The organism is Polyangiaceae bacterium (assembly GCA_020633205.1).
In the GTDB taxonomy this organism is placed as follows: Bacteria; Myxococcota_A; Polyangia; order Polyangiales; family Polyangiaceae; genus JAHBVY01.
Genome location: JACKEB010000013.1, coordinates 645,982 through 658,012, shown reverse-complemented (window position 1 = coordinate 658,012; position 12,031 = coordinate 645,982). Strand labels below are relative to the sequence as shown.

At 65.5% G+C, this 12,031-nt stretch carries 9 protein-coding genes; 4 read left to right on the top strand and 5 right to left on the bottom strand.

Going from position 1 to position 12,031, the window contains the following annotated elements:
* Positions 1-43: 43 nt before the first annotated feature.
* Positions 44-760, top strand: coding sequence for a hypothetical protein (locus H6718_19145; protein MCB9587526.1), 717 nt, complete (start codon positions 44-46; stop codon positions 758-760).
* 25 nt (positions 761-785) lie between these two features.
* Here H6718_19145 and H6718_19140 read toward each other — a convergent pair whose 3' ends face one another.
* Positions 786-2,507 carry a hypothetical protein gene (locus H6718_19140; GenBank protein MCB9587525.1) on the bottom strand — a complete coding sequence of 574 codons (1,722 nt, stop codon included), beginning with the start codon at positions 2,505-2,507 and terminating at the stop codon, positions 786-788.
* A 158-nt stretch (positions 2,508-2,665) separates the two neighbouring features.
* Here H6718_19140 and H6718_19135 point away from each other — a divergent pair, with 158 nt between their 5' ends.
* The 3 genes from H6718_19135 (at position 2,666) to H6718_19125 (ending at position 6,039) form a co-directional block, all read left to right on the top strand.
* Positions 2,666-3,409 carry an extensin family protein gene (locus H6718_19135; protein ID MCB9587524.1) on the top strand — a complete coding sequence of 248 codons (744 nt, stop codon included), beginning with the start codon at positions 2,666-2,668 and terminating at the stop codon, positions 3,407-3,409.
* A gap of 446 nt (positions 3,410-3,855) precedes the next feature.
* Positions 3,856-4,545: a hypothetical protein gene (locus tag H6718_19130; GenBank protein MCB9587523.1), complete on the top strand. Its 690-nt coding sequence runs from the start codon at positions 3,856-3,858 to the stop codon at positions 4,543-4,545.
* Between the two features lie 399 nt (positions 4,546-4,944).
* Positions 4,945-6,039 carry a c-type cytochrome gene (locus H6718_19125; GenBank protein MCB9587522.1) on the top strand — a complete coding sequence of 365 codons (1,095 nt, stop codon included), beginning with the start codon at positions 4,945-4,947 and terminating at the stop codon, positions 6,037-6,039.
* Here H6718_19125 and H6718_19120 read toward each other — a convergent pair whose 3' ends face one another.
* The 4 genes from H6718_19120 to H6718_19105 all read right to left on the bottom strand — a co-directional run bounded on the left by H6718_19120 (position 6,040) and on the right by H6718_19105 (position 11,889).
* Entirely contained in the window at positions 6,040-9,183 is a 3,144-nt protein-coding gene (locus H6718_19120) for an efflux RND transporter permease subunit (GenBank protein MCB9587521.1), read from the bottom strand.
* Positions 9,184-9,198: 15 nt separating this feature from the next.
* Positions 9,199-10,428 (bottom strand): efflux RND transporter periplasmic adaptor subunit, encoded by a 1,230-nt coding sequence (locus tag H6718_19115; GenBank protein ID MCB9587520.1) that lies wholly within the window; start codon positions 10,426-10,428, stop codon positions 9,199-9,201.
* Between the two features lie 97 nt (positions 10,429-10,525).
* Positions 10,526-11,542 carry a M48 family metalloprotease gene (locus H6718_19110; protein ID MCB9587519.1) on the bottom strand — a complete coding sequence of 339 codons (1,017 nt, stop codon included), beginning with the start codon at positions 11,540-11,542 and terminating at the stop codon, positions 10,526-10,528.
* The gene (locus H6718_19105) at positions 11,539-11,889 is read right to left on the bottom strand and encodes a BlaI/MecI/CopY family transcriptional regulator (protein MCB9587518.1); all 351 of its coding nucleotides are present in this window, start codon (positions 11,887-11,889) and stop codon (positions 11,539-11,541) included. Before H6718_19105 ends, H6718_19110 begins: the two co-directional genes overlap by 4 nt.
* Positions 11,890-12,031 lie beyond the last annotated feature (142 nt).

Below are 12,031 nucleotides of genomic sequence, written 5' to 3'. Positions count from 1 at the left end.
AAGAAACGTAGACGGTCGCGCTCTCAAGCGCGACCATCCACGCATGCAAAGACTTCACTGGGTTGGGTGCGTCTCGGTTGCCCTGCTTCTGCTTGGCGGCTGTAGCGACGACGAGGGTTCGAGCGGCGGTAACGGGGGCAGCGCCGGCACGACGAACGGCGGCTCTTCGGGCAACGGCGGCTCCTCGGGCAACGGCGGCAGCTCCGCTAGCGGCGGCTCTGGGGGCAACGGCGGCAGTTCCGCTAGCGGCGGCTCTGCGGGGGCAACCACGGGTGGTTCCGCCGGCACAGGCGGTTCGGCGGGCGCGACCACTGGAGGCTCAGCAGGCGCTGCCACCGGCGGCTCGGCTGGTGCAGCGACTGGCGGCACCGCAGGTGCAACCACTGGAGGCACCGGCGGCACGGGTGGAACAGCGTGCGCCGGCGTTGAGCTGACCGTGAAGAACGTACTGAGCTGGTGCTCCGTCTCGGTCGATGGCGGCGCGGCGTCGGGCGCGGCTGAGCAAACGGTGTGCGTCAGCGAGGGTGCCGTGAACTTGAGCGCGACGGCGCTGAGCGGCTTCATCCTGGGCAGCGCTCCGTGGCACAACACCGATGGCGACAGCGGCTCAGGAGAGCAAGGCACCCTGAGCGGAAGCGGCGCAACCCAGGAGAGCGCCGCAGTGGTCACGGTGAGCGGTGGCGGATCCAAGGATTGCGTGTGGATCTGTTGTCCGTTCCCTGACGGCAGCGGATGCCCGTCCACCGATCAGTGCCCCTGAACGCCTACTAATCCTCGCGGAAGTATCACCCAGACTGCGCCGTCCTGGCAGCGGGCTGGGTGATTCGCTCGAGCCACTCGAGGCTCGGGCGGATGCGGTGGCGAATGCTGCGCCGAGGCGCGCGCCCCATCTCGCGGTCCCAACCGCGTAGCTCTGGGTGCCCCGCGTTGCCTACCAGGCGGATGGGCACTCCCGTGATTGGATCCGTGCGGTAGATAAAGAAGGAGTGGCTGTGCTCCGTGTGGTTCATATCCCACGGCGCGTAGCCGCGGATCACCACGATATCACCTTGGCGAAGCTCTGCCCGCTGCTCCAGTAGCTTGAAGAAGCTGCTGCGGAACTGATAGGGCACGCGCTGGCCGCCGCTGAAGTCTTTGACCTCCAGGCCCGGCGTACCCTTTGCGTACTCCACGAAGGGCAGCACGCTGCGCCGTTGCTGGCCGAGTAACGGATCGAAGTCCAAGTTGCCTACCACGCGACCGGGCTTCTCGCCCCGCCCCCGGTAGTGCGTGCCCGACGCGCGCTCCAGCGTCTCAGTGATGAAGTCGATGCACACCTGCGGCGCGCGAGGTGCCCCGCTCGCGGTGAACACTGGGTAGTAGTGGAAGTTCAAGTCGTAGCGCTCTTCCCCGGAGAGATACGCATCGCTCCAGCGCTGGCGCAGGTAGCCGTCTTGTTGGCCCCACTCGTTGTCTGGCTCGTCGAAGGGCAACTCCTCCGCGATTTGCCGCAGGATCACCCGCTCAACTCTATTCCACACGGCAACTCGGCGCAGCGCCAGCTCACGAGCAGCAGTGGTCTCGCTCTGCTCGGAGGTGCCGCACACGAAGTCCAAAGCCGGCCCTTCGCTTTCGAGCAGGCTCTTTTCCCAGGCTAGCTCACCGCTCGCGTTGCGGTACCCGAGCTCCGCCACGACGTGCCCCGGTGTCGTCTCAAGGATGCGAGCCGCTTCGAAGCCGAGCTTCTGCTGGGCGCTCGACAGATCGAAGTGACTTGCTGCGCCTGTCGCTTCCGTGGGAAAACGATCGAGAAACAAGAGCTTGGCATCTTGCCCCTTGAAGGCGCCGCCTTGGTGCTCGTAATGACCTGCGGGGTTGCGCGCGAGCTCGAAGCGTTCGCCTCCGCGCTCCAGCGCCAACTGCGGCGCGTCGAACAGCATCTCCAACGTCAGATTTCGCTCCAGTGCCCGCGCGAGCTCCGGATTCGAGCTGTACAGGTAGCCCTCAGTGAGCAGCACCGCCCTGAGCAGCGGGCGCGCTCCCTCTAGGCGTGAGAGTAAGCCTTTCAGCGCCGGTTCAGACCAGCGCGCCGTCTCGAGGTGCTTGCGATAGGCGCGGATCACCTCGACCTTGGCGATGCCTTTCCAGCGCGATTCGTCGGCTCTCGGCTCCCTGTAGAACGCGCTCGGCGCGCCACTCGTACGCATCAAGAGCTGCGCCCGATTGCGCGCAAAGGCGGAATTCGGCGCTGGCTGGAGCTTGCCTGAGAGCGCTTGAATGCGCTGCTGACAGGCCGCCGCGGAGACTGCATCGGGCTTTCCCGTTTCCGCACGGTCTTTGGCCATCGTTTCGCTTGAGGCGCCTTGGGACCGCGCGACCTGTGCTTGCTGGGTTGGTACCGCGCCAGCGCTTGGAGCCGCGGCTTCTCCGCCTGCGGAGTGACGAGCGCCCTCTCGCTGTTCACATCCAAAGCCCAACAGGGCGGTGCCAAACAGCGCGATCAAGCGGAGCGCGCGTAACTGATTCAAGTCTTTCTAAGTTTTCCACACCGAGTAAGCATCGGCCACAAATGCGCCAATGACGCGACGTTCCAGCGCTTCTTGCTGCACTGCCTGGGCACCCATTCAGTGTGTGGCGGCGCGCGGCTGGCGTTCCAGCGCCCGCCAGCTACTCTCGGCGCCTCCCCATGACTGTCGTTTGGCCACTGCTTCTGAGCCTCTGGGCGCAGCAAGGCGCGCCGCTGCCGGACTTGAGCGATCCGGATCAGCCGCCTCAGGGCCAACGCGTGTTCTTCCCCAAGGACAGGCGTCCCGCATTTATCTATGCGGAAATGACTCATGAGGAGTGCCTGACGGAGGCCGATGAGCGCGGCTTGCCTTATGCTCCTGGCCCCAAGCCGCCGAGCATCGAAGCGCCAGTGACCCTTGAGGCGCCGCTCCGCGGCGTGAGCTTCGAGCACTTCTCCATCTACCAGCGCCAAGAGCAGGAGCGCGCCAGGCAACACGGAGCCGCGGGCCCGGTGATGGACTGCCGGCTGTTGCTCGCGCTGGATGACTTCGCCGGCGTCGCAAACCAGCACGACGTGGTGGCCGTGAGGTACAGCAGCGTCTACCGCGGTGTTCGTGCGCGGCGCGCCGGGCAGCGCCATGCGGCGGGCGTCGCCATCGACGTCAACGAGTTGATCCTCGCGGATGGTCGCACCTGGAACATCAAGCGCGACTACGAAGGGGCGGGGATTGGCAACAACACCTGCACGCTGTCTGCGCCATGGCCGCACTCGGACGTCGCACGCGACTTGCGACGCTTCGTGTGTGGCGTCGCTCGGGGCGGGTTCTTCAACTTGCTCTTGAGCCCGCACTACGATCGGCACCACCAGGATCACCTGCACCTCGAGGTGCGGCGAGACATCGACTGGGTGCTGGTCCAGTAGGCTCTCGACACCCCGTCGCCCTGACACAGCGCCGTGGGAGCAGAGACACGCTGGCGACCCGAGGGGGGCAGCGTCACGCGTCACAGCGCAACCCGGGTGTTACGCCGGAGGCTGGAGTCGTCTCCCCCGTTTTGCCCAAGAAAATCCCGCATCGCGGGTTTTCTAGGGGAACGCGCGGCGCTTCGGAGGCGCGGCTTGGGCGACTCCAAAGTCGGCACACGACTTGTAAGAGGGGTGTTCATCGCCGCCACGAGCGGAACCACTCGAAAGAATCTCACGAGCCTCGAAACAAAAAGCGCCGACCGCTGTCACAGCCCGGCACCTCGAAACGAAGGCTCATCCGTACCTAGCAACTCGCGGACTCGATTCACCCGAAGCAACTGAAAGTTCTGACCGAGCCCGCGCGTTTCAAAGCCACCGACCAACACGACTGAGGAGGAGACACCATGAACCGCACCCACAAGCTGATCGCAAAGACCCTGATCCTCGCCGCCGCCGCCTTCGGTGTTGCTGGCACCACCTCGAGCGACGCCCAAGCCTGCGGCGGTGCCTGGGTGCCGATCGTGGAAGAGCAGATCGACTGGCGCGTTCCTGGTGTTGCCCGCGCGGAAAAGCAAATGGACCAAGGCAAGTCCACCGACGCCGCCGCGAGCGTCGTGCGCATGATGCCCCACATCAAGTCGCTCAAGATGAGCGAAAAGAAGCCCCTGGTGAACCGCGCGATGCGTGTGCTCGCCCTGAGCGTTGCCCGCAACGATGGCCGCTTGGACGCTGCCAAGCAGCTGCCCGCCAACGTCCAAGGCACCTGGCTCGGCAAGACAGCGGAGGATCGCCAGACGAACCTCGCCTGGGCCTCGGATGTGTTGCGCAAGACGGCCTCCACCAAGAAGGATGATCCCCAGTCGCAAACCGAGCTCGCCGAAGTGCTGGCGCGCGTGGACTCGACCCAGGACGAAGCCTTCAAGATCCTCGATGGCCTCGCCGCCAAGGACCTGATCGCCAGCCCCGAAGGCTACGCGACGCTGGCACAACTCAAGAGCGAGCGCGGTGACAAGGCCGGCAGCAAGCTCGCGCTGCAGCGCTGCGAAGGCATGGCGAAGGACAAGGCGCTCTGCTCCAGCATCGCCCGCGGCTGATCCAACTCACGCGCGCCGCGCGTGCCCAAACATCTCCTGAGGCCCACCGTCCCCTCCCCGCGTCTATCGGGTTCGACGCAAGGGGGCGGTGGGCCGCCTCATATCTGGCTACGAGATCCTAGTTCACCCCGCCGCTCTGCTTCCTCGTTAGGATTCGATCCCGTGACGCAATCCCGACTGCTTCGCCGCCCCAGCCTGAACCCAATGACATCCAAGCACTCCATTTGGGTTTGGGGGTTAGGCGCACTGGGCTTCAGCCTGAGCCTGATCGTGGGCTGCGACGACAAGCCTACCGAGCCCGCTCCGGAAGCCAAACCCAGCGCCACTGCTTCAGCAGCCGCCAGCGGCGCGAGCGCGAAGGTGGGCATCAACGGCAACGCCGAACACGGCAAGGCCTTGATGAAAGAGTTCGAGTGCAACCGCTGCCACGATGGCACCGGCCAAGAACCGATGGCGCTCGAGAAACACTGCATCCACTGTCACCAGGACATCGTGAGCGGCAAATTCAACGCGCCCGCGACGTCCCTCGCGAAGTGGAAGCCCAACGTCGAGCACTACCTAGACGCCCCTTCGTTCGAAGGCTCGGCCAAGCGCTACCGCGCGGAATGGCTCGTGAGCTTCCTGTCGGAGCCCCACGACCTGCGCCCTGGCTTGGTTCAGAGCATGCCGCGCCTCAAGCTCGAGAAGCAGCAGGTTGCCGACATCGCTGCTTACCTCACCCATGGTGCAAAGAATGAGTCCGGCAAGGACCCTCTGGCCGGCGCCAACCTGGAAAAGGGCCGCAAGCTGATCGAAGAGAAAGGCTGCGGCAGCTGCCACGTGATGAGCGGCGTGCCGGCCTTCATGACCAAGCCCGATCCGAAGGCTGCTGATGAAAACACGCGCCGAGGTCAGGCGCTGGCGCCGGATCTGCGCTGGGCGCGAGAGAAGTTCCCCGTCGAGAACCTGATTGCGTGGATCAAAGATCCGAAGAGCATCAAGCCCGACACACGCATGCCGGTGACGACGCTCACGAACGATGAGGCGCGAGACATCGCCGCGTACATCTTCAAGGCCGAGCTGACCCCCTTCGAGCCCAAACCCATCCCGGAGCGCCTGCCCAAGTTGACTCGCGCAGTCACCTATCAAGAAGTCTTCGACAAGGTGTTCGGCAAGACCTGCACCCACTGTCACTCGAACCCCGACGTGGCTCGCGGCGACGGCGGCCCTGGGAACACCGGAGGCTTCGGCTTCAAGCCGCGCAAGCTCAACATGGGGAGCTATTCATCGCTGATGAGCGGCATGGTCGACGAACAGGGTGAGCGCACCAGCGTGTTCACCCCCATGAAGGACGGAACCCCACGCATCGTCGCGGCGCTCCTGGCACGTCAGGCTGAAGAAGCTGGCAAGCCGAACCCCGAGGTGCGCGGTATGCCCCTCAGCCTACCCGCGCTCAAGGCCGAGGAAATCCAGCTCGTCGAGACCTGGATCGCCCAGGGTAGGCCGCGCGAGTAGTCAGTCAACCGCCTCTTCAGGGCGCGGTGAAACCCCGCGGAACAACCAGCCGTACAGCGTTGGCAAGACGAACAGCGTGAGCAGCGTCGCGCTGAAGAGCCCGCCAATCACCACCGTCGCTAGGGGACGTTGAACCTCCGCTCCGGCGCTGGTGCTCAAGGCCATGGGCAGGAACCCCAGCGCGGCGACGCTCGCTGTCATCACCACCGCTCGCATGCGACTCAACGCTGCCGCTTTCGCCGCATCCACGGCGTCGAGCCCGGTGCTGCGACGGCGCTTGACGTCGGTGAGCAGAACCACGCCGTTCAACACCGCAATGCCAAACAAGGCGATGAATCCCACCGCTGCGCTGATGGAGAGCGGCATTCCTCGAAGCGCCAGGGCTGCGACGCCGCCCACCGCGGCCACCGGCACATTCAAGTAGATCAGCAGGGCCGTGCGGACTTCGCCAAAGGCCACGTACAGCATCAGAAAGATCAACGCGAGGCACACGGGCACCGCGAACGACAGCCGTTCCCGCGCCTGCTGCAAGTTCTCGAACTGACCACCCCAGCTCACCGTGTATCCCGGAGGCAACTGAACCTGGGCGTCGACCGCTAGCCGTGCGCGCTCGACGAAGCCCGATAGATCTCGGGACGCCACGTTCACCTCCACATTCGTGCGCCTTTGTACCGACTCGCGGCTCACGCTCGCTGGCAAATCCGAAGTGCGCAGATCCGCGAGCTGTCCCAGTGGCACCAGCGGCGCGCCGGGCGCTGAGCCGACCGGTAGCAGACGCAGGGTGTCGAGGTCGTTGCGCAAGTCTTCAGGCACTCGCACTTGGAGCGCGAAGCGCCGCTCACCTTCGTAAACCGTCCCCACGTTGCGACCGCCGATCGCCTCGACGGCGTCCATGATTTGCCCTCCGGAAATTCCATAGCGAGACGCGATATCGCGCTTCGCAACCACTTCGAGAGTAGGCAGGCCTTGTAGCTGCTCGCCGCGCACGTCGCGAGCGTCCGGCACCTTGCGCAAGACCTGCTGGACCGAGTGGGACAGCCGCTGCAGTGTGTCGAGATCGTCACCGTAGATCGTCACTGCGACGTCCGAACGCGTGCCGCTCAAAAGCTCCGCCATCCGAAGCTCAATCGGCTGCGAGAAGGCGAAGTTCATCCCGGGCAGCTCGTGCTCGAGGCGCTCGGAGATAGCGGTCACCAGACCTTCCCGATCAGTCGCCGTCGTCCATTGGGCTTCGGGCTCCAGCATCACGATCGCGTCAGACAGCTCGACTCCCATGGGGTCGGTTGCGATCTCCGGCCGCCCTGTCTTGGTGACCACGGTCTTCACCTCGGGGAACTCTCTCAGCAGCTGCTCGAAACGCGTGGCCCCGGCGATGCTCTCTTCCAAAGAAACGCTTGGCAGGCGACTGATTTGAATCGCCAGAGCGCCTTCATCGAGTCGGGGTACGAACTCCCCTCCTAGTCGCGAGCCGAGCCACAGCGCTCCCGCAACGAGGATGAAGCAGGCGCACGCGAGGGCGCGCGGCAGGCGCAGGCAGCGCTCGAGGAGCGGCGCGTAGAGTCGGTGTATCCACGCCACCAAGCGGGGCTCACGCAGCTCCGTGCGATTCTTGAGCAGGGTCGCCGCGAGCACGGGCACGAACGTCAGCGAAGCCAGAAAGGCACCGCCCAGCGCAAACAGCACCGTGAGCGCCATCGGCTTGAACATCTTGCCTTCGACGCCTGCGAGGGTGAGCAGCGGCAAGTACACGAGCACGATGATCGCCTCGCCAAACAACGCCGCGCGCCGTACCTGTAGCGTGGAAGCAAGCACGACGCGGCTCGCCTCACGGTAGCTGAGCGGCTCCTTGCGTTCCCGTGCGGCAGCGGCCAAGTGCACGACCGCGTTCTCGACGACGATGATCGAGCCGTCGACGACGATGCCAAAGTCGATCGCTCCAAGGCTCATCAGGTTGCCGCTCAACCCGAGAGCGTGCATGCCGATGAACGCCACCAGGAGCGCAAACGGGATCGTCAGGGCCACGACGACGCCGCCCCGCACGCCGCCCAACAGCAAGAACAAGATCACCGTAACGAACAGCGCACCCTCTGCGAGGTTCGTTGCGACGGTGCGGATGGTGCGCTCGACGAGCTCGGAGCGATCGTAGAAGACGTCGATGTGCACGCCCTCCGGTAGGCTCGGCTGGAGGGCTGCGAGGCGTGCGCTGGCGTCGTGAACCACCTCCCGCCCGTTCGCCCCGATCAGCATCATCACGATGCCGGTCACCGCTTCCCCACGCCCGTCGCGAGTGACCGCGCCTTGACGAATACGCGGGGCGAGCTTCACGTTGGCGACGTCACGCACGCGCACCGGAACGCCACGCGCGGTGCTCTTGATGATCACGTCGCCGATGCTGGTCAGGGAGTCGAAGCGGGCCTCGCCACGCACCAAGAGCTGCTCACCCGCGTGCTCCAAATACCCGCCGCCTGCGCTCCGGTTGTCGTTCTCCAAGGCGTCGTACAGCTGATTCAAGCTCACTCCGAACGCGCGTAGGCGCTCGGGCAACACCTGCACTTCATAGGTCTTGAGCTCGCCGCCAAAGGAGTTGACCTCGACCACGCCGGGGACCGAGCGCAGCTCCCGCGCGATGAACCAATCGAGCAGGGTCCGCAGCTCCATCGGCGTGTGGCACGCTGCGGTGTCGGGCGCGTCCTGCTTGCAAGGTCGATCGCTGCGCACCTCGAACTGGAGCACCTCGCCGAGGCCCGTAGACAGCGGACCCAGCTCGGTATCGCTTCCGGGAGGCAATGTCTCCCGAGCAACAACCAGACGCTCGCTCACGAGTTGCCGGGCGCGCAGCAGATCGGTGCCTTCCCGAAAGACCACGGTGACGGCTGAGAGGCCAAAGCGCGAAATGCTGCGGATCTCTTCGACCTCAGGCAGGCCGCTCATCGCTGACTCAACGGGGAACGTGATGCTGCGTTCGACGTCTACAGCCCCGAGCGCCGGTGCATTGGTGAGGATCTGCACCTGCACGTTGGTGATGTCAGGAACGGCGTCGATGGGCAGCTCGCGGGCGCTGCGGACACCAAGCACCGCGATCAGCAGCGCTCCGGCCAGGACCAGAAGGCGGTAGCGCAGACAGAGTTCTAGGAAAGCACGCATGAGTCGCCCGTTGCCTCAGTGGGCGTGACCTTCGCCAAGCTCTGCGGCTTGGAGCACGCTCTTCAATGCGAAGGCACCTTGCACCACCACGCGGTGCTTGGGTTCCAGGCCGCGGATGAGTTCGTAGTACTCACCAGCATGCGCTCCGAGCTCTACCGCATGGAACTGAAACTCGGTGGGCGCAGCGGTCGCCACGAAGACACCCGTCTCGCCCTGTACGTTGATTACCGCGCGGCTTGGCAGCGCCCAGACCCGCTCGGCAGATTCGAGGCCCAGCTCGATGCTGCCGAACATCCCACTCTTGAGCCGCGGATCCGGTTCGGAGAGCTGAACGTGGATGGGCAGCGCGCGCGTCGTCTCGTCGAGGGCCGGCGCGACGTAGGTGACCTTGCCCGCAAGCTCGACCTCAGGCAGCGCGTGGAGGCGCACTCGCGCGTTGGCCCCGAGCTTGACGCGCTCGAGCTCGAGCTCAGGGACGTTGCCGCGCACCCAGACCTTCGTGGGATCCGCGATGGTGAATGCTGGCTCATCCGTGCCGACGTTTTCACCCACCGTCGCGTGCAACGCGACGATCACCCCAGCGATGGGCGCCGTCAGACGCAGCTGCCCGCCACCACCGGAGCTCAAGACACCGAGCTCGCGCCGCAACCCGCGGGTCTGAGCCTGGAGTTCCGAGACTCGTGCCTCAGCGTCGACAACCGCCTGCTCGGAGCTCACGCCGGCCGCTGCGAGCTTGCGCTCCCGAGCGAGGGTAGTTTTGGCCGCCTTCAGCCGCGCCGAAGCCTGACCGAGTTCCGAGCGTGCGCGCGAAGCGTCGCTCGAGACGACTGTCCCGAGCAGGTCCTTCGGCTTCACTTCGTCGCCGATGTTGACCTTGACGTCGGTGAAGCGCCCTGGCACGAGCAACGCCACGTGAGCGATTCCGCTCGGCTGAATTTCTACTTCCGCAGGGATTCGTGAGTCAGGAAACAGTTCGCGCTTGGTGAGCTCCTGGCTCTTGATTCCCAGGCGCTTCACCGCAGCACCCGTCAGGTGAACGGTGAGCGGCTCTGCAGCGCCGTGGCTTTCTCCGTCGCCGTGCGCTTCTCCTTCGCGGTGCGCTTCTCCTTTGCCGTGCGTCCCGGCGCTGCCGTGCGTTGCGCTGCCGTGGTCGTCATGCCCCGCGTGTTCTGCAGCGGGGTTACAGGCGAGCAGGAGCACCAGCGCCGTACCAGCAGAGACAATCGGGCGCCCACCGCGCCTCACCCCCAAACGAGCATGCAAGGGCGGCGACGAATTACTATTGACGATAGTAGTTAAGCCAGCACTGGGACGATCCATGGACGGCATCCAATCCTTCACTTCACAGCAGACGGGCGGCGGCTTCGGTCGCCTCGTGGACGAGGTCGAGGGGCAGCGTGCCGGATCCGTGGGGTAATAACGCAATGGCGACGCACAGCAGGCAGAAGCCCAGAGCAAAGCCTCGCTGCAGCCGGAGTTCGCGCGTTGCGCAGCTACTATGCTCACCCGAGTAGTTGAGCAGCAGCCGAATGCGCAGCTTGATCAACGCCAAGGAGCCAGAGCCCAGTGCAGCTGAGCTCTGGGAGACGGGGGTGCGCGCGGCGAGCACCAACGCGTGAGCCAGCGCAGCTCCACACGCGCCCCCTTGCACCGCCTCCAGGTCGCATCGGGACTCCCGATCGAACACCCAGCGCGCGCGCTCCGCTCCGAGCAGCCAGCGCCCAAGCGGGTTCAGCGCCAGGGCCCACCACAAGAGCAGGTAACGCAGCGGATCGCGCCGCCGCACATGGGACGCCTCGTGAGCGAGCGCCGCCACCAGCGCAGGATCATCCAGCTGGTCGAGCAACGCGCGCTGCAGCACGACCCGAGGCCTCAAGAGTCCCACGGTGACGAGAGCTGGCCCACGCACGTCGCTGAGATGCACCCGCCCGCGCAGATCCTGCAGGCTCGGGCTCCCAGCGATCAGCGCCGTCACGCGGGCTCCGGGACCCTGGCCCCGAGCAACCATGCGGCGCTCCAACAGCACCCGCGGCAGCGCCCAGAGCGCAACGACCAGGGACAGCGCGAGTGAAAACAAGGCCGGCTCCGCGCACCAGCGTTCCGCGTGATGCACGATGGCACACACCGCGTGAGGCTGATTGGGCTCTGCTTGGTGAATACTCGCGGAAACGAACCAAACGATGGGCAGGGCGCTCGAGCCGACCAAGATCCAATAGCGCACGTTCGTGAGCGCCGTCGCAGACCGAGCTTCAATGCGACGCAGGGCCCATAGCAAGAGCCGCGCGCAAACCGCCGACAGGGGCAGCACGACACCCAGCACCAACACTGGGCCCAACAACGGAAACGCGGCGTCGCTCAACAGTCGAGCTCCTTGCGCCGCGCGCGGATCAACGCCTCGAGGTGGTCGAGCTCCGAGGCATCCGCTGAGCCCACACTCTCCGCGAGCAGCGCGAGGCTTTGGTGTCCCGACCCCAGATCAATCGTGCCGAGCACCTCGCGCGCCGTCTGACGCAACAGCTCATCCCGCGAGACTCGCGCGCGGTACAAGTAGCGACGGCCGTCACGTTCACGCTCGAGCAAGCCCTTCTCGTGCAGCCGCACGAGGGTGGTCATGACGGTGGTGTAGGCGATGCTGCGCTCCCGCTCGAGGGCGCGCTGAACGTCCGCGACGGCGACGGCCGCCGCACCCGCCCACACCACTTCCATCACCGCGGTCTCCAGTTCGTGAAGGCGCAACTCGACCCCGCCTCGCGCTTCATCCAGACGCAGGCGGGCGCCGTGGAGGGGTGGAGACTTCGGAATGCGGCTCACTCCAAACTACTATCGCACGTAGTAGAAAACGCAAACA

Bases quoted from the DNA above. Each gene is read 5' to 3' on its own strand.
- H6718_19120 (MCB9587521.1), bottom strand. From the start codon at position 9,183: ATGCGTGCTTTCCTAGAACTCTGTCTGCGCTACCGCCTTCTGGTCCTG.
- H6718_19130 (MCB9587523.1), top strand. From the start codon at position 3,856: ATGAACCGCACCCACAAGCTGATCGCAAAGACCCTGATCCTCGCCGCC.
- H6718_19135 (MCB9587524.1), top strand. From the start codon at position 2,666: ATGACTGTCGTTTGGCCACTGCTTCTGAGCCTCTGGGCGCAGCAAGGC.
- H6718_19105 (MCB9587518.1), bottom strand. From the start codon at position 11,889: ATGGAAGTGGTGTGGGCGGGTGCGGCGGCCGTCGCCGTCGCGGACGTT.
- H6718_19145 (MCB9587526.1), top strand. From the start codon at position 44: ATGCAAAGACTTCACTGGGTTGGGTGCGTCTCGGTTGCCCTGCTTCTG.
- H6718_19125 (MCB9587522.1), top strand. From the start codon at position 4,945: ATGAAAGAGTTCGAGTGCAACCGCTGCCACGATGGCACCGGCCAAGAA.